Origin of the sequence: Paenilisteria newyorkensis (assembly GCF_000766145.1) — a bacterium.
Taxonomy (GTDB): domain Bacteria; phylum Bacillota; class Bacilli; order Lactobacillales; family Listeriaceae; genus Listeria_A; species Listeria_A newyorkensis.
Map to the genome: position 1 here is coordinate 52,013 of NZ_JNFB01000009.1, position 16,773 is coordinate 68,785.

Consider the following 16,773-nt stretch of genomic DNA (forward strand, 5'->3'; position numbering starts at 1 on the left):
ATTCGTTTCCCCCTATTTCTCATCGATTAGTTTCAGTGCTTCGTTAATCACCTTTTCGGCATCTTTAATCGGCGCGCTGACAGGAACCTCAAGAATCGTTTTCCCAGCAAAGCGCTCACTATTTCGCACTTTCGTATCCACTGCAAAAATCACAACTTCACCAATGTTCACGTCTTTTTCCGTCAATTCATTCTCGATTCCAGTCGCGCCTTGGGTTTCCACCTTAATCAAGTCGCCCATCTTTTTCGCGCCTTTTTTCAGTGCTTGCGCTGCCATATATGTGTGGGCCACTCCCGTTGCACATGCGGTTACTGCGATTATTTTTCGTTTCATACTTCTACCACTCCTTCGTTTAAAATACGGATAACTTCCTCTTTGTCTCGCGTTTCTTTCAAGCCTGCGACGATATCGTCATCCATGAGCTTGGTCGCGATTTCAGCTAGAATTTTTAAATGGGCGTCGGTTTTGTCGGAGTCGCTGATGGCAAGTAGGAAAATCATGTTTACCGGCTCGTCATCAAGCGATTCCCACTCAATCAGGTGCTTCGTGCGGGCAAAAGCAATCGCCGAATGTTTCACGCTACCACTTTTACCGTGCGGAATCGCGATATTATTCCCAATCCCTGTCGTCGCATGCGTTTCCCGATCCAAAACAGCTTGGATGTAGACCTCTTTGTCCGCCAAAATGTCCTTCGAATCCAGAATCACCGCCATTTCCCGAATCGCCGCTTCCTTCGTTGTCGCTTCTAAATCAAAAACGACGAGTTCTTTTGTCAAGATATCCTTTACTTCCATTACATCCCATCCTTTATTAAATGCTCATATATTTCCTCAGCCGTCTCAAGCGTCATCAGCTTTTCCAGCCACTTTTTATTATCAATATAATTGTAAAATTGCTCGTATACCGCGTCTAAATTTAAACCATTATTCTCGGTCAGCGCGATGAAAAATATTTTATCAACGTCCACCAGTCCCCATTTCACTGGTTTCTTGAGTGTCGCAATGACGATCGCCGACTTCTTAATCAGCGCTGGATCCGCGTGCGGCGTCGCCATGTCATCAAACGATGTGAACGACAATTCCTCCCGCAAAAGGGCGCTCTTCACAATGCCCGGCTTCGCGATATCACGCGCAATCAGCATCTCGCCAATCTCGGTAATCGCCGCTTCCATCGTCGTAACCTCCAACCCCGCTAAAATATGTTCGGGCTGGATTAAATCTAAAAACGGCTGACTCACATTCTTCTTTCGGCGCTTCACCTTGTCCATATGCCGCTCCACTTGTTGCAAGTCCTCCTTGTTCATCATCGGGCTCACGACAATACTTGGCACCGTTTCCAGTTCGAGATAAATCGTGCTAATAACGAGATCCACATCAACGTCCGACTCCATCATCGCTTGCACGGATAGGATTTTTTCAATCTGAATCATCGGGAAATATTTCTTAATTCTGGCGGCAAGCAATCTCGATGAACCCAGGCCAGTACTGCACACAAGCACCACCCGAATTAGATCAGGGAAGGAACGCATTCGCTCGTGATACGCCTCGAAATGAAGCGCGATATAAGCCGTTTCATCTTCATTCACTTGCACCTCGTATTTCGCCTCCACCTCCGTTTTCAAATACAGCGCTTCCTCAAACGCTCGCGGGAAGTTTTGCTTAATTTTACTGAGGTACGGATTTTTAAAATTCATGCCGAGCTTCAATCGATTAATCGCCGACTTCACGTGTGTCGCCAAGCCTTCTAGCAACTCTTGATCATATTCCGTTTCCGCCAAACATGCCGTCACAAATTCCGATACATCATCTTGCACTTGGTTGCTGAGAAACCTGTTATTTCGTTGATTGTAAGCCGCTGCGAGGTGAATCTGAATATAGCCAATTTCAAAATCAGGAATCGTGATATCCAGTCGCGTTTCAAGCATCTCGACAAGCGTTTCCGTGTTTTGTTGTTGGGAATCCAGCGCATCTTTCATCAGACTGTTCACCTGATTTCCAACGTACTCTTTTTTGCGAATCCGTTCTACCGCAATGGCTAGGTGAATCACAATCGATTGGAAAGCATAGTCGGTAAACGCGAAATCATACGTCTCACTGAACTCGCGCACAATCGAGATAATCTCTTTTAAACCCTCTTCTGGAAAAATTCCGGTCACATCCGCTTGAATCGTATCGAAAGCTTGGAGCACCTTCTCGCCTTCTTGTTTCAAATACCAGTTGTTGCCCCAAAAATTGTGGATAAACTTCGACGTCAAGGCGCGCTTTTCTTGTTCGTTGATGCGGAGTTTCATACCCTTACTCGGCTTTTTATAGAGCGTCACGCCTTCTTTTGCAAGTATTTTCGTCACTTCGATCATGTCTTTTTCAATCGTTCCGCGGCTGATGTAGAGCGCTTCGGAAAGCTCCTGAATCGTCACGTAATCGCTTGCTTTTAGTAACGTACTGAAAATGTAAATCACGCGCTCTTCTTTTGTGGAAGGAACGAGGCTCACTTGGTTGCCTAGGAAACGGGTGACTTGCGCCAAGTCCTCGCTATTCCCGTCAATATAGACGCCGACTTTCGGTTTACGAACGACCGTCATGCCGAATTCTTTTAGGAACTGATCGATTTCTTTCAAGGAATTGGATACTGTTTTTTCGGAGAGACTTAAGTGATCCGCAATGTCTCCCACACGTGTCTGGCCTGCTTTCATTAAAAACTGAATGATATTCTTTTCGCGATTTGCAATCATTTTAGTTACCGCTTTCATTTCATATTTCCTTTCCCTGACCTTATTCTATTACAAAGCTTCCTTACCGAAAACTACGAAAATTACCGCATTGAATACCGTAATTTTGGGATATTGCCGAGTCATCGTGCGCGTGATAAGTTTAAGTGGCATTATTAAAGATGAGAGGAAGCTTATTATGTTGATTTATTTCGTTGCCTTATTACCGGTTCTTGGTTGGGGTTTTATGCCCATCATTGCGAACTTACGAAAAAGCACCCCGGAGGAACAATTACTCGGGACGTCGATTAGCGCGCTTCTGTTCGCATGTATTCTATTTTGGATTGTATCGCCCGAAATCACGATTAGTTCATTTATCGTCAGTTTCGTGTCGGGTATTTTTTGGAGTTTTGGCCAACTACTGCAATTTAAAGGAATCGCCACGTCTAGTGTCGCCAAGGCGATGCCGATTTCCAATGGGACACAACTCGTTGGCGCTACACTATTTGCCGTCCTCATTTTTCAGGAATGGCAGACGGCGAGCGCGGTTGTAATTGGTATTTTTGCAGTGCTTGTCATTTTGGTTGGAGTGGTCATGACCGGTTTTCAAAAACAGGGGAATCAAATCAAGGAGTCGGTTTCCATTCATGTCTACGCTATCGTTATTCTATCTTCCTTCTTTTTAACGCTTTACGTCGTGACAAACCAGCTATTTCACGTGACTGGTTTCGCTATCATCTTACCACAAGCCGTCGGGATGCTGACATGCGCCATTGGCATTAATTTAGCGAAAAAATCTGCCATTTCCCGCAAAAATGTGACATTCAACTTGCTGACGGGACTATCGTGGTCGATCGCGAACCTTGGCATGTTCCTCGCAACCGCTGTGCTTGGCGTAGCAACGAGTTTCTCGATTTCACAAGCGTGTGTGATTGTGGCGACGATTGGCGGAATTCTGATTTTCAAGCAAAAAAAGAGCCCACTCGAGTGGACGTTTATACTTTCGGGGATTGGGTTGATTATGGTTGGGGTTGTGTTGCTGAGTTTGTTGAAATGACCTATGTTTCAATTTAAAGGCTTTGGAACAAAAAAACTTCCGTAGACAGAGTATATACAATGTATATACTCTGTGTTATAATGAGATTATCAATGAAGGAGGTAATTGCTATGACCACAGTTAGTATTAAAAAGTGGGGAAACAGTAAAGCTGTTCGCCTTCCAAATAATATTTTAAACGCGCTAAATATTCACGAGAATGATGACCTTTCTGTTGAAGTTGTTGACAATAAAATAATCCTTACCAAAACAGTTGCTGATTTGACTATCGAAGATTTATTCGCCAATTACCAAGGTGAGCCTTTTCAATCTGAACTACAAGACTTTGAACCAATCGGTGACGAAAAATGGTGAGGCAAGGCGATATCATCAAGATCAACCTAAACCCTAAGCAAGGGCATGAACAGCAAGGTTATCGCCCCTACATTTGTCTTAGTCATCGCCTAGTAAGCGAACATGCAAATATCGCCATCTTTGCTCCCATAAGTAATACCCCACGATCATATCCTCTTTATGTACCCTTAATTGATACGGAGACAACAGGAAAAGTATTGCTAGATCAGCTGGTCACCATTGATTATAATGCTCGCAAATATAATTATGTAGAAACAGTATCTGATCATTTGCTAAATAAGCTTCTAAAATCCGTGAAAGTTATTTTCCAAAAGAATGCGTCCAGTAAATGATAGCAGGATCTTTATACGTACGCGCTAGTTTATCTGAGTAAACAAAAAAGCTTCTATTACGTCTCTCTTCACAGTTAAAAATATGAGAAAGCTGTTACTACACGCGTGCTTACATCGAAAAATACGTATCAAAAATCTAATATCAGATTTTTGATACGTATTTTTTACTTCTGAGGAACTTTTGTCTCAGCTTCTGGTAACGATAGTATTAAATCAGAGTCAAGAGCGCAAATACAGCTGTTGTCATCAACGACATTAGCATCGGGAATGGGTATCCAGTCGTGAATGCTACATACAAAAAGCAACCAAAGAAAAATATCATATCTATAACTGAACCTACATTTGAGTTGATAACCCCCACACTATCCAATTCCTTTTCATTTTATTTGCATCAATAATCTATTCTAACATTTTTCTATGCTGTTTTTATCTATGCAAAAAGCACCTCCTGTGGCTTCATGCTAGATGAATGCAACAAGTGATGCTTTGCCATATTGGTTTATCGATCCAATCATTTCGGAGTGAAGTATGCGTATGATTTGTATGTTTGTTTGTTGTATTTCACGACGATTTCGATTTTTACTTTGTAGCCTTTTGTTGCTGTGCTAATGTTGAATTTCTTAGGTGTGCCAACTTTTCCAGAGATGTATGTTTTTTTAGATTTGTAGAAGATAGTTCCTGTGTACGCTGTATTTTTAGGTACACCTGCTACATTCAGCGTAACATTGGTGCGTTGTTTTGGTGTCGTTGTGCTTAGTGATACTTTGACTGGGTTTTTAACTGCCGCTTCTGCTTGGATGCTCGAAACGCCTGTAACTCCCGCTGAAACTGGTGATAGGACAACCAAGACTGCCATTAGAAATAACGCTATTTTATTTTTCATCGACGTGTTTCCCCTCTTTATTTAAGTATTATTTTTGATAAACCAATACATGACTTATATTACCATGATTGCTCGTATTCTCAAAATTTAACTTCGATTGGGTGCACACAATTTTGTTTTTCCGGGATTTTTAATTTGTGTTCAACGTAGGAAAAACAGGGATCGATTTGTGCTATGCTTAATATGCCGTCTACCTCCAGAGACGAGTATTACTTCTGGGGAGGGGGGGTGTCATTATGTTTATCATCATAACAATCCTTGCTCCTATCATTGTTGGTTGTGTCCTTGCAATCTTCAATCGTTGGCTAGAGGCTCGAGCTAAGGAAAATAAAAAACAGTAGACGGTATTATCTAGCCCAAAAAGAAACCCCTGTCTCCTCCACGAGATAGGGGTTTCGCTATTGGTATCACTCTGTTTATCATCAACTACCTTGATTATATCATGGAAATCGGTATCCGTAAAATAAAATTAGGAATCAAAAAAACTGGCCGCGGCCAGTTTTTTTATGCGCTGAAATAAAATAAGTTTGCTAATACTGCAATCAATGTCCCTAAAAGACAAATTCCCACTAAAACGATTAGCGTCCATACTAATTTGCGGTTCATTCGAATCACCCCACGTTTTTTTTGCCACCGATGCGCGCTTTATCTGTTATTTGTTTCTATCTTACCATTTACTTGACGTTTTTGCCAGTCAATTAGGCGCTCGTAACTTCCCATTAGTTGTGTCGTGATTTGTTGAAAAATTGGTTTGAGTTCATTGTAAATCGCGACATTCTTGGGATTCGGTTGGTAGACATGTGTTGGTGGCAGTTTTTTCGGGAGCTCAAGGGTTGGTAAAATTTCTAAGGAATGTAGCGCGATGATTGCGGCGCCTAGGCTCGAGCCTTCGATTGTGTGGGGGACGATGACTTCGCGGTCGAAAACATCGGCGACGAGTTGGCACCAAACCGGATGTTGGGAGAGGCCGCCGGTGACGTGAATTTTGTCGTGCGGGTCGCTCATCACTTCGTAAACGTGTGCTAAATTAAATGCGATGCCTTCTAAAATGGCGCGGATGAAGTGGGCGCGTTGATGGTTAATGGTGAGTCCGACGAAGCTGCCGCGGATTTGGTCGGTCCAATAGGGTGCGCGTTCGCCTAGTAAATACGGCTGGAAAAGGAGACCGTTTGCGCCGGGCGGTGTTTGGTTGGTGCTATTGATGAATCCGGTGAAATCGTTTGCTACGCGCTGGGCGTCTGTGCCGAATTGTTCTAGTCCCCAGGCGAGGACGGCACCACCATTGTTTACTGCGCCGCCTTGTACGAAGTAGCCGTTCGCGACGCCGTAGCAAAAGGTTCGTTGCCAATCATCGACGTGGTATGTTTTTGTAAGTTTGCGAACTGCGCCGCTTGTTCCGACGGTGAGCGTGACATCGTGTTCGCCGACGGAGCCGATGCCGACATTGGCAAGCGCGCCGTCACTGCTTCCTATGATGAAAAGTGTGTCTTCTGCGATGACGCTGAGCGCTTCTTTCCACGCTGGCTGGATGCCTTGAAAGGAATGCGATTCTGCGACCACTTTTGGCAATTGTGATGCTGTGATTTGCGTAATGTCGAGCGCGAGCGGTTCCCAGTCATGCGTCAACATGTTGTAGAGTCCTGACGCAGAAGCCGACGCCTCGTCAATCACGTATTCGCCGAACAGCGCGTGCCAAACATAACTTTTTATCCCGATATACTGAGCCGTTTTCGCCACGACATCCGGAAAATCATCGTGCAACCAGCAGAGTTTCGCGAAAGGGCTCATCGGATGAATCGGCGTCCCCGTTTTCTCATACACTTGATGCAAGTAAAAATCGCGCTTTCGGCGTTCCAAAGCCTCGCCACTGCGCTGATCCGCCCACGTAATGCAATTCGTGAGCGGTTCGCCGTCCGCGTCCACCGCAATCAAACTATGCATCGCCGCGCTAAAAGAAATCGCCCGCAAAGCTTGCGCGTCCACGCCCGCCGTCTCTACCACAGCCCGAATCGCGTCCACAACCGCATCCAGAATCACACGCGGCTCCTGCTCCGCCATTCCCAAATCATTCGTCAGCAACGGATAGCCTCGCGATTCCCGCGCCACCAGCTCCCCACTCGCATCAAAAATCACCGCTTTCGTGCTCGTCGTCCCAATATCGACGCCCATTACATAAACCAAATTTTCCATCCACGTCACCCTCAATTTTTCCTCATTTGTCCCCAATTATAACGATAAAAAAAGCGGAGTCAAGGTTTAGCCCTCCATCCTACAATTTGTGAACACATGGGCCAGTTTTCGGTTTCATTATGTAGCATTCATTCTTGACATACAAAACAAGATGAAGAGCATTGCCACTCTTCACCTTCATTTTCACTTAACATATAGTTCAATTAGCAATTATAAGCTCTTTTTCATCGGTAGTTCTAATAAACCGTCAACCATCACCTTATAGGTCACCTGCTTACTCGTTTTCATCATTTTTTGAGTTTCTAGATTTGTGAATAGCAACCTGCCCTCATATTCTTCATGCATAATCGTTATATAGTACCCTTCCTCGATTTTCATGTTCTTCACATAACCAGGAACATACCCACGCCCATTAAACTTTCTTTCATGAACTAGTTGACCTTGCTTATCATAGACGCTAACCGAGGCATATGTCCCAGCAAAGTCCCCATTGGGCTGACCTGTTTTCTGTGCAAAAGTTGCTTGCTTTGTAGCTAGATTGATATTTAAATCAGCAAATTCCCAATCAGCAAACCCTCTTAAATCGAATCGGAATTTATCCCCAAAAAACATGTATTCCGAGCTTTCATCTTCTTCATCACTAACAAAGAGTAAATCTTTATACATGTTTTCGAAATAAATTTTATCGACCTCTGGCAAGTAATCAATGCCCTTTCTAAGCTTTGTTTTTAGATTAACGTACTTCTCCTTTTTAAAAATACTGTTACTATTAATCGTCGCGGCAAGCCCCATCAGCTTCACCTTATAATTATCTAACGCATCGTTTGCAGTTACTCCAGTTATATCACTCATAAGCCCATATTTCGTTACTTTAAAAATTTGAGTAGAACCGAGATTAACTAGTTTAGCCGGTGCTCCATTAATGTTAAAACGGTTCGGTTCTCTATGCGTTATTCTAATCGTGTAGCCTAGTTTGAGTGGCACTTGCCATTTCCCTATCGCTGTGTATTCACCATTCATCCCTTTTTTAAATACAGATTTCCCTTGATTGTCCAGCACTTCTATCGAGGCATACTCATCCGCAAAATAAGAATGTGGAGCGTCTTTTGTTACATCTAATTCGAAGCTATTATTTTCAGGATCCACCGTAGCTGTTGCAAAAACAACATTACCCAATCCCTGAAAAATCATTTTTTCAACGGCAACAGTCGATGTCTGTAGCTCTTCCATTCTAATAGTCATGTCGCTTACATCATCCGATACAGCTAAATAATTCGATGCTGGTTCATAGAATCGACTAACTCCTGTTGGCATATCTAGCGAATAAATCCCTATCGGCATATCTTTAATCGTCATAATTGGTGACGTGATTTTGATTTTCCGAATCACATCTGCTCCATCTTTAATGCGCAAAACTTTTCCTTTGAGTTGTGCAAAGTCATTGATATCAAAGCGAATATTGATTGTATTCTTCACTTTATATTTTTCAAGTTGTTCGTTACTCACTAAACCCCATTTTGAATCCAGCTTGATATCTTTTCTTGCTGTTGTCAAATTACTTCCAGAAAAAAGTGCAGCAAGCGGGTACACAGCTTTATTTCCAGAGTACACATTCTCCAATTTTTGATTGTTAGACATAGATCCTTGAACAAGCTCCAAGAAAGCGGTGAAATCATAGTGACTTGCTTCTCCTAAATACTTACTCACTAAATCAAGTAATAGCAAGCCTTTATTCAACGTATTTGAAGCAACTGCAGCGCGATATGATTGGTTAAAATGTGTAAAAGCTTGATCACCCGCCTTATCTTTCATAAGTGTTAACAGGTATAACTTACTTCGTCCATCCCAATTATTTGCATTTATTTTTGTTGTATAAACATTCTTCTCAAACGTATTTTCTAGCCTTGCTGTATTATTTTCATAAAGCCAGCCACTAGAGTATGTGCTCCCCAATAGCTTTTTTTTGCATGGTATCCGCATAGATATTATTCCATACTTCACTAGTGTTAAAACTACTATCTGACATAAAATCACCTTGATACCCATGCCCAATTTCGTGGAGACCGCCCCAATACGGTCTTAACCAGAAAGAAACAACAGAAGCGCCAGTTTCAGCGGTATAGTCAACACCGTAATAGGCAGCACCTACACCGTTTTTATCAGCTTTTACAAAATAACGATTCGCAATATTTTTATCTGTTGCTTTTTTGGGCGTAAAAGATAACCCTTCTAACTCATTATACGTTTCAAATAATGCGTCATAATAGTTGAATAAGGCATTTATTGACGGAAAATCATTCATTTTTTTCAGGTAGGATTTATCTCTTACCGGAACCAAAATTTGGATATACTCATTACGAATTAAGCCAAATGCTGCCTGTGATTTATCCCACTTTTCAAAGAAATCGGCTTCTTGATCTCCTTGTTTGAATACTGGTAAATCAATGGCTGTAGCACTTACTCTATACTCTACTACTGGTGCCTCTGACGTAAAAGTTGTCTTTATGAAGGGAACAGAATCACTAGTCGCCGTGACTAATGTCCATGAACTACCAATAGAATACGATTTTTCTGTACGATTATCATCATTCAGTAACTCCAATTTTAGCTGTTCCTTGAATTTCGGATTTATTTGTCGAATCTCAATAGTTGCGTTCCCTGGAAGTAACACACCTAAGTCTTGACGATCATGATCAATACCTTTCGTCAAACCCTGATTTCTAAGCCATGTTGGATTCTCTAATTTGTCAAGTTGTTTCACCATTGGCGTTGCCGCATCTGCTTTGGAACTATCAATAGTAAAAATAGTCACCACTGCCGTCAGAAAAAGGGTTGCTAAAAACATTCCCCATTTATTCTTCATCTGATCATTCCCTCTTTTCTAAAATAGCTTTTTCTAGCCTAACTTAGTGCTGGACTTACTTTTAGCATATCTTAATCCCCCTATTTCATCTGCAATATATCTATAAATTAACACACGATTTTGTGACAAAACAATGACTATATTAAAAAAAGCGGAGTCAAGGTTTAGCCCTCGAATCCCGCTTCACATTTAATCATAGAGACCAGTTGATCCTAGATACAGCACACTGCCTATCCAGAAAACAATCAGCGACGCGATCACAAAAAGCACAATCAATCCCGTCGAACGCTTCTCTTGTTTCGAAATAATACTTAAAAAACTACTAATATAGCCGATCAAAAATAGCACAATGCAAATTCCTGCACCCATTCGGAACAATAACACAAATGTATCTGAACTACTATTAAAAAATGTTCCTACTACTAGAAACAGCGCTAATAAAAGCAGTCCGCTGATTGTAAAACGAAAACCTACCTTTGTTCGCCAAGTTATTGTTTTCAACTCTTTAACCTCCATTCCTTCTTTATTTATTATACTTTATTAGCCAGTACTTTTCTTCAAGGTCTGTTAGTCTTATAACTTCATATGTTACGATTTTGTGAATTGAAAACGGCAGGAAGTCTCATCACTCCCCGCCGTTCCTATCCTACTAAAACCTCAATTCGTTTTCGGTATATCGGACAATGTCTTCTTAGCTAATCCATTATCCACAATTTCATACACGTTCTGACTTGGCAGAGTTCCTTGATCTGCATTACCTACGCTCAGTTTCAAGCGGTTCACATTGGCTTCTAAATGCGTAATAATCAAGTAATATCCTGCTTCTAGCTTGATGTTTTTCTTGAACGCCGTCACATTCTCACTGCCGAACACGTCATATTTATAAACCACACGACCATCATCGTCTCTTACTTCTACCGTCGCGTACGGCTTTGTTTTGTCAACATAGATATGGGCTTGTCCGCTATTTTGCGAGAATGTTAGTTCCATCGTATCAAGATTTACCGCTAAATTAGCGAAGTTTACATCGGCATAACCTAGAAATTTATACGCGAAGTTTTTCCCTACAAGATCGGCTACACTTTGCGCTGGAATACTGTTTTCATCTACTTTTAGTAATCCGTATGGCGTTACTTTATATGTCGCCTTCACGCTAACTGTAAAGGCTTCTTTTGTATCGGGATTTGTGAGTGCCAATCTCAACATAGGTTCTTTATGCGTAACTGTGACATAATATCCTTCACTGATACTGACATTATCTAGAGAACTTGGTGCAACATCCTGCCCGATAAAATCTTTCGCATATGTTTGTTTGCCGCGCGTATTGTAAATCTTGATGGAGGCATACGCGTCTGGGAAGACCCAATGTACTTGCCCAGCATGTTGCGTGATGGTTGCTTGTTCTTTTTGTAAATCTAACTCCATCGTTGCGAAAAGTCGGTCACTGTATCCTTTGAAATCGACTTGGAACTTTTGACCGTCTAGTTCATTTGGATCTTTCGTTGGTGTCGGGATTTCCGATGTGTCTACTTTTTTAAGTCCGTCCGCCGTCACAAGATATGTTGCTGTTTTATACGTGCTGTAATTTTCTCCCGTTTCTTCATTCTTCAAGAAAAGGCGTATATCGAATTCTTGGTGCGTTACCGTTATAAAATCACCGACCGCGATGGTTACGTTGTTTTGCGTCGCTGGAACTGAACCGCGCCCCACGAAATCTTTCTTGAAAATTTCTTTGCCATTTGCTTTGTTGATTTTGATGGAAGCATATGCGTCTAGGAAATACCAATGAGGTTCACCAGCATTTTGGGTAATTGTTGCTTTATTTGTGTCTAGATTGATACGCATATTGGCAAATTCCCTGTCGCTATAACCCTTCAATTGAAATTGGAACTGCTCACCGCTCAATAGATTTGATATGTTCTCATTTTTAGGTGTGAGTAGGTCTGCGTATTTCTTTTGGTAGATTGCTTTATCGCTGTCTGTATCCGGTAGGTAGGCGATACCTTTTTTCAACATGCTTTTTAGGATAATATTGTCTTCATTTTTATATATGGCGTTGTCGTTGATTGTTGCTGCGAAGGTGGCTAATTTCGTTTTGTAATTTGCTAGTGCGTCTTGTGCTGTAACGCCTGTCACATCGCTTGTTAGACCGTATTTCGTTACTTTGAATACTTGATTTTGCGAGGTGTTTGTGAGCTTAGACGGTGCTCCGATAATACCAAAACGATGAGGCTCTAGGTGCATCACTTTGATTGTGTAGCCTGGTTTAATCGCGATTTCAGTTTTCCCAGTTTCGGTCTTAGCACCGTTTATACTCCTCTTGAAAACAGACTGTCCTAGTTCATTGATTACTTCAATAGCGGCATATTCGCCTACAAAATAATAATGTGGATCTGCTTTCGTCACTGCAAACTCCATATTTCCTTTTTCAGGGTCCACAGATGCTGTAGCAAAAACGTTATCGCTTAGGCCTTTGAAAACCAGTTGTTGTGTTGCGATGTCTGATGTTTGTAGCTCGTTCATTGTGATAGTCGTGCTATTGCTAGTGTCTGATACGGCCAAATAATTCGTTGATGGTTCGTATGAGCGCGTGATTCCAGTCGGGATGTCTAAAGAGTAGATTCCGATTGGCATATTTTTAAGCGTCACGGTTGGCGTTGTAATCTTCACTTCCCGCACAACGTCCGCGCCGTCCTTGACTTTCAATACCTTCCCTTTTATTTCTGTAAAATCATCGATGGCAAATTGGATATTCATCGTGGTTGCGACGTTGTACTTTTCCAGTTGGGTGTTACTTACTAAGCCCCATTTGGTGTCCAAAGCAATGTCTTTTCTCGCTTTTGCCAAATTTTCACCGGAAAAGAGTGATGCTAATGGATAAACAGCTTTGTTTCCAGAGTAAAGCGCTTCTGTTTTTCCGTTTAGAGACATCGAACCTTGCACTAATTCTAGGTAGGCTGCAAAGTTATAATGACTCGATTCGCCAAAATATTTATTCAGTAAATCTAGGAATCGTGGCTTCTCCTCTAGTGTTTTCGCATTTATCGCCGTACGATGTGACTGGTTGAAATGTTGGAAAGCTTTGTCCCCTGCCTTGTCTTTAATGAGCGTCAGAAGATACAGTTTATCGTGTACATTCCAATCATTTGCCGGTGTCTTGTTCACGTAGACTTGTTTGTTAAAAGTTTCTTCTACCGCTGCAATATTGCCACTATAGAGCCAACCGTTATAGTAATCTGCCCCATTCGCCTTTTTTTGCATGGTGTTGGCGTAAATATTATTCCAAACCTCCCCTGTCGTAAAGGTTTCATCCTGCATGAACGTACCTTGGTAGCCATGCCCAATTTCATGGAGCCCGCCCCAACCTTTTGTTAGCCAAAAATTAATGACTGATGCGCTTGTGTCTGAGGTGTGATACTGCCCGTAAGATCCCAAGCCGTAGCCGTTTTTATCTGCTTTTGCAAAATAACGATTCGCGATATTTTTATCTGTCGCTTTTTGTGGCGTGAAAGATAAGCCTGCGAGCTCGTTGTAAGTTTCGAATACGCTGTCATAATAGGCTAGTAACGCATCGATGGAAGTGAAGTCTCTCATTTTTTTGAGGTACGGCTTGTCTCCTTTTGGCACTAAGATTTGGATGTACTTATTGCTGATTAATGCAAAACTAGCGTTCGTTTCGTCCCATTTTTTGAAAAAATCAGCCTCGTTATCGCCTTGATTAAATGTTGGTAATAATGGAGTTGTATCGCTTACTTTGTATTCGACGTTTGGTGGATTCGGATCTGACGTGTATGTTGTCCGAACAAATGGCACCGAATCCGCGGTGGCTGTTACCGTCACCCATGAACTGCCAATCGTTGTGGCACTCTCCTCTAACCTATCATCATTTAATAGTTCCAATGTGACGTTCCCTTTGAAATTCGTGTTGACTTGTCGAATCTCGATCGTACCATTTTTCGGTAGTACCATGCCTAACCCTTGTTTGTCGTGATCTAGGCCCTTACTAAACTGCTGGTTTCTCAGCCACGTCGGATTCTCCAGCGTGTATAGTTTTTTCGACATGGTTGCTGCTTCCACTTTTTGTCCTATTGTAGTCGCGACAATAACTACCGCAAGCAACAAAATAGACATAAAGATCGTTCTAATTTTACGACTCTTCATTCTTGTCCCCTCTTTCCCCTAAAATTTTGTTTCAAATTTATTACTTCGAAGCAAAATTGCTTCTTATTTACTATGCTACCATTTATTTCATTATTCAAAATCCCGAAACTATAATAATACTTACTAGATTTCATTTAAATTTGACATTTTTGTGATTGTTTTAACAACATCCTAGCGAACCACATCTTTGTTATCCCGCCACGCCTTGTAGTATACTTAATCTGTATGCTAAAAATAGCAATGTCGAAAGGAAGTTATATATATGAAATCACGTGCAGCAGTGGCCTTTGCGCCTGGAAAACCTCTGGAAATCGTTGAAATTGACGTAGAGGCTCCGAAAAAAGGAGAAGTCTTGGTTAAAATTACGGATACGGCGGTTTGTCATACCGACGCTTATACACTTTCCGGTGATGATCCTGAAGGCGTTTTCCCAGCCGTCTTAGGGCATGAAGGTGGTGGTATTGTCATCGAGATTGGAGAAGGGGTGACGAGTGTTGCGGTTGGCGATCATGTGATTCCGCTTTACACAGCCGAATGTGGTGAGTGTGAATATTGCACGTCTGGAAAAACGAATCTTTGTCAGGCGGTTCGCGAGACGCAAGGGAAGGGTCTGATGCCTGACGGGACAACGCGTTTTTCTTACAACGGCGAGCCAATTTATCACTATATGGGCACAAGTACGTTCAGCGAATACACGGTCATTCCAGAGATTTCGCTTGCAAAAATTAACCCGGAGGCACCTCTTGAAAAAGCGTGTTTGCTAGGTTGTGGCGTAACGACTGGGATTGGCGCGGTTCACAATACGGCGAAGGTTCAAGCTGGCGATACGGTGGCTGTTTTTGGACTTGGCGCGATTGGCCTGGCCGTAATTCAAGGCGCGGTGCAAGCCAAAGCTGGTCGGATTATCGCGATCGATATGAACCCAGATAAATTTACGCTGGCAAAAGAGATGGGCGCGACGGACTTTGTGAATCCGAAAGATCACGCGCGACCGATTCAAGAAGTGATTGTCGAGATGACAAACGGTGGCGTGGACTTTAGTTTCGAGTGTATCGGGAATACTGACGTGATGCGTTCGGCGCTCGAATGTTGCCATAAAGGTTGGGGCGAGAGCGTGATTATCGGCGTTGCGGCTGCTGGAAAAGAGATTAGTACGCGTCCATTCCAACTTGTGACGGGTCGCGTGTGGCGTGGTTCCGCTTTTGGTGGCGTGAAAGGGCGCAGTGAGTTGCCGGGAATGGTGGAGCAAGCGATGAAGGGCGAGATTCAGCTTGATCCGTTTATTACGCATACGTTGCCGTTCGCGAGCATTAATGAGGCGTTTGACTTGTTGCACAACGGTGAATCGATTCGGACGGTGCTTTCCTATGACTGAAAAACTAGAATTGCTGGAGGAGCATCGGAGTTTTGACGGTGTTCAGAGGAAGTATCGGCATTATTCGACGGTTCTCGGTTGTGACATGACGTTTAGCTTATTTTTGCCGAATAAGGAGAAATTTGAGGCGCCGCCGCTCGTTTGGTGGCTTTCGGGCTTGACGTGTACCGATGATAATTTTACGCATAAGGCGGGCGCGCAGAAAAAGGCCGCGGAGCTTGGTTTGGCGCTGTTGATGCCGGATACGAGTCCTCGCGGGGATGATGTCGCGGATGATGCGGACTGGGATTTGGGTCAGGGTGCTGGGTTTTATTTGAACGCGACGCAGGAACCGTGGGCGCGGAATTTCCGGATGTATGATTATATCGTGACGGAGCTTACGGGGATTGTGCGCGAGGCGTTCGGTTTGACTGGGGCGGAGTCGATTATGGGGCACTCGATGGGTGGACATGGCGCGCTCGTGATTGGTTTGCGTAATCCGGGACGCTTCCGTTCGATTTCAGCTTTTGCGCCGATTGTTAATCCGATGGAGGTTCCATGGGGTATCAAGGCATTTAGCGCATATTTAGGCGAGAATCAGGAAAATTGGGCGGAATCGGATGCTTCGAAATTGTTGGCAAAACATGATGGCAAACAGGTCCCGATTTTGATTGATCAGGGAACTGATGATGGGTTCTATGATGGGCAATTACAGCCTGAAAAGTTAGCCGAGATTGCGGATGAAAAAGGTTATCCGTTGACGCTGCGCATGCAAAACGGCTTTGATCACAGCTATTATTTCATCGCGAGTTTTATCGATGAACATTTGGAATTTCATCAGAAGCATTTATAATACGAAAAGAACCGCTGAAG

Annotated in this window: 15 protein-coding genes; 6 read left to right on the forward strand and 9 right to left on the reverse strand. The window is 42.8% G+C overall.

Annotation, left to right across the window (positions count from 1 at the left end; genetic code table 11):
• Positions 1 to 12: 12 nt before the first annotated feature.
• From EP58_RS03670 to EP58_RS03680, 3 genes are read right to left on the reverse strand one after another with little or no spacing between them, the layout of a single operon-like run.
• Positions 13 to 333, reverse strand: a complete 321-nt coding sequence (locus EP58_RS03670) for a PTS fructose transporter subunit IIB (protein WP_036060685.1) — start codon at positions 331 to 333, stop codon at positions 13 to 15.
• Entirely contained in the window at positions 330 to 794 is a 465-nt protein-coding gene (locus tag EP58_RS03675) for a PTS sugar transporter subunit IIA (RefSeq protein WP_036090216.1), read from the reverse strand. Before EP58_RS03675 ends, EP58_RS03670 begins: the two co-directional genes overlap by 4 nt.
• On the reverse strand, positions 794 to 2,749 hold the full coding sequence (locus EP58_RS03680; protein WP_036090218.1) for a BglG family transcription antiterminator: 1,956 nt from the start codon (positions 2,747 to 2,749) through the stop codon (positions 794 to 796). The genes EP58_RS03675 and EP58_RS03680 overlap by 1 nt, the downstream gene beginning before the upstream one ends.
• A gap of 157 nt (positions 2,750 to 2,906) precedes the next feature.
• Here EP58_RS03680 and EP58_RS03685 point away from each other — a divergent pair, with 157 nt between their 5' ends.
• The 3 genes from EP58_RS03685 to EP58_RS03695 all read left to right on the forward strand — a co-directional run bounded on the left by EP58_RS03685 (position 2,907) and on the right by EP58_RS03695 (position 4,449).
• On the forward strand, positions 2,907 to 3,764 hold the full coding sequence (locus EP58_RS03685) for a GRP family sugar transporter (RefSeq protein ID WP_036090220.1): 858 nt from the start codon (positions 2,907 to 2,909) through the stop codon (positions 3,762 to 3,764).
• A 110-nt stretch (positions 3,765 to 3,874) separates the two neighbouring features.
• Entirely contained in the window at positions 3,875 to 4,117 is a 243-nt protein-coding gene (locus EP58_RS03690) for an AbrB/MazE/SpoVT family DNA-binding domain-containing protein (RefSeq protein WP_036090223.1), read from the forward strand.
• Positions 4,111 to 4,449 (forward strand): type II toxin-antitoxin system PemK/MazF family toxin, encoded by a 339-nt coding sequence (locus EP58_RS03695; RefSeq protein WP_036090226.1) that lies wholly within the window; start codon positions 4,111 to 4,113, stop codon positions 4,447 to 4,449. The genes EP58_RS03690 and EP58_RS03695 overlap by 7 nt, the downstream gene beginning before the upstream one ends.
• Before the next feature lie 511 nt (positions 4,450 to 4,960).
• Here EP58_RS03695 and EP58_RS03700 read toward each other — a convergent pair.
• Positions 4,961 to 5,332: a hypothetical protein gene (locus EP58_RS03700; protein WP_036090230.1), complete on the reverse strand. Its 372-nt coding sequence runs from the start codon at positions 5,330 to 5,332 to the stop codon at positions 4,961 to 4,963.
• A gap of 236 nt (positions 5,333 to 5,568) precedes the next feature.
• On the opposite strand from EP58_RS03700, the gene EP58_RS17325 reads away from it, so the two are divergent.
• A complete protein-coding gene (locus tag EP58_RS17325) occupies positions 5,569 to 5,673 on the forward strand; it encodes a type I toxin-antitoxin system Fst family toxin (RefSeq protein WP_112859886.1) in 105 nt (34 codons plus the stop codon).
• A 304-nt stretch (positions 5,674 to 5,977) separates the two neighbouring features.
• On the opposite strand, the gene EP58_RS03705 is transcribed toward EP58_RS17325, so the two are convergent.
• From EP58_RS03705 to EP58_RS03725, 5 genes are all read right to left on the reverse strand, one after another.
• Complete coding sequence (locus EP58_RS03705) at positions 5,978 to 7,522, reverse strand: gluconokinase (RefSeq protein WP_036090232.1); 1,545 nt, start codon at positions 7,520 to 7,522, stop codon at positions 5,978 to 5,980.
• 210 nt (positions 7,523 to 7,732) lie between these two features.
• Positions 7,733 to 9,502 carry a putative mucin/carbohydrate-binding domain-containing protein gene (locus tag EP58_RS03710; RefSeq protein ID WP_036090234.1) on the reverse strand — a complete coding sequence of 590 codons (1,770 nt, stop codon included), beginning with the start codon at positions 9,500 to 9,502 and terminating at the stop codon, positions 7,733 to 7,735.
• Positions 9,456 to 10,385 carry a M60 family metallopeptidase gene (locus EP58_RS03715; protein ID WP_036090237.1) on the reverse strand — a complete coding sequence of 310 codons (930 nt, stop codon included), beginning with the start codon at positions 10,383 to 10,385 and terminating at the stop codon, positions 9,456 to 9,458. Before EP58_RS03715 ends, EP58_RS03710 begins: the two co-directional genes overlap by 47 nt.
• A gap of 189 nt (positions 10,386 to 10,574) precedes the next feature.
• On the reverse strand, positions 10,575 to 10,886 hold the full coding sequence (locus EP58_RS03720; protein ID WP_036090239.1) for a hypothetical protein: 312 nt from the start codon (positions 10,884 to 10,886) through the stop codon (positions 10,575 to 10,577).
• A gap of 156 nt (positions 10,887 to 11,042) precedes the next feature.
• Positions 11,043 to 14,546: a putative mucin/carbohydrate-binding domain-containing protein gene (locus tag EP58_RS03725; protein WP_036090242.1), complete on the reverse strand. Its 3,504-nt coding sequence runs from the start codon at positions 14,544 to 14,546 to the stop codon at positions 11,043 to 11,045.
• 262 nt (positions 14,547 to 14,808) lie between these two features.
• Between EP58_RS03725 and EP58_RS03730 the strand changes: the two genes are divergently transcribed.
• Positions 14,809 to 15,921: an S-(hydroxymethyl)glutathione dehydrogenase/class III alcohol dehydrogenase gene (locus EP58_RS03730; protein ID WP_036090245.1), complete on the forward strand. Its 1,113-nt coding sequence runs from the start codon at positions 14,809 to 14,811 to the stop codon at positions 15,919 to 15,921.
• Positions 15,914 to 16,753, forward strand: coding sequence for an S-formylglutathione hydrolase (gene fghA / locus EP58_RS03735; protein WP_036090248.1), 840 nt, complete (start codon positions 15,914 to 15,916; stop codon positions 16,751 to 16,753). The genes EP58_RS03730 and fghA overlap by 8 nt, the downstream gene beginning before the upstream one ends.
• Positions 16,754 to 16,773 lie beyond the last annotated feature (20 nt).

Excerpts from the sequence above, each read along its gene's own strand:
- EP58_RS03670 (WP_036060685.1), bottom strand. The coding sequence starts at position 333 with ATGAAACGAAAAATAATCGCAGTAACCGCATGTGCAACGGGAGTGGCC.
- EP58_RS03675 (WP_036090216.1), bottom strand. The coding sequence starts at position 794 with ATGGAAGTAAAGGATATCTTGACAAAAGAACTCGTCGTTTTTGATTTA.
- EP58_RS03680 (WP_036090218.1), bottom strand. The coding sequence starts at position 2,749 with ATGAAAGCGGTAACTAAAATGATTGCAAATCGCGAAAAGAATATCATT.
- EP58_RS03685 (WP_036090220.1), top strand. The coding sequence starts at position 2,907 with ATGTTGATTTATTTCGTTGCCTTATTACCGGTTCTTGGTTGGGGTTTT.
- EP58_RS03690 (WP_036090223.1), top strand. The coding sequence starts at position 3,875 with ATGACCACAGTTAGTATTAAAAAGTGGGGAAACAGTAAAGCTGTTCGC.
- EP58_RS03695 (WP_036090226.1), top strand. The coding sequence starts at position 4,111 with ATGGTGAGGCAAGGCGATATCATCAAGATCAACCTAAACCCTAAGCAA.
- EP58_RS03700 (WP_036090230.1), bottom strand. The coding sequence starts at position 5,332 with ATGAAAAATAAAATAGCGTTATTTCTAATGGCAGTCTTGGTTGTCCTA.
- EP58_RS17325 (WP_112859886.1), top strand. The coding sequence starts at position 5,569 with ATGTTTATCATCATAACAATCCTTGCTCCTATCATTGTTGGTTGTGTC.
- EP58_RS03705 (WP_036090232.1), bottom strand. The coding sequence starts at position 7,522 with ATGGAAAATTTGGTTTATGTAATGGGCGTCGATATTGGGACGACGAGC.
- EP58_RS03710 (WP_036090234.1), bottom strand. The coding sequence starts at position 9,502 with ATGCGGATACCATGCAAAAAAAAGCTATTGGGGAGCACATACTCTAGT.
- EP58_RS03715 (WP_036090237.1), bottom strand. The coding sequence starts at position 10,385 with ATGAAGAATAAATGGGGAATGTTTTTAGCAACCCTTTTTCTGACGGCA.
- EP58_RS03725 (WP_036090242.1), bottom strand. The coding sequence starts at position 14,546 with ATGAAGAGTCGTAAAATTAGAACGATCTTTATGTCTATTTTGTTGCTT.
- EP58_RS03730 (WP_036090245.1), top strand. The coding sequence starts at position 14,809 with ATGAAATCACGTGCAGCAGTGGCCTTTGCGCCTGGAAAACCTCTGGAA.
- fghA (WP_036090248.1), top strand. The coding sequence starts at position 15,914 with ATGACTGAAAAACTAGAATTGCTGGAGGAGCATCGGAGTTTTGACGGT.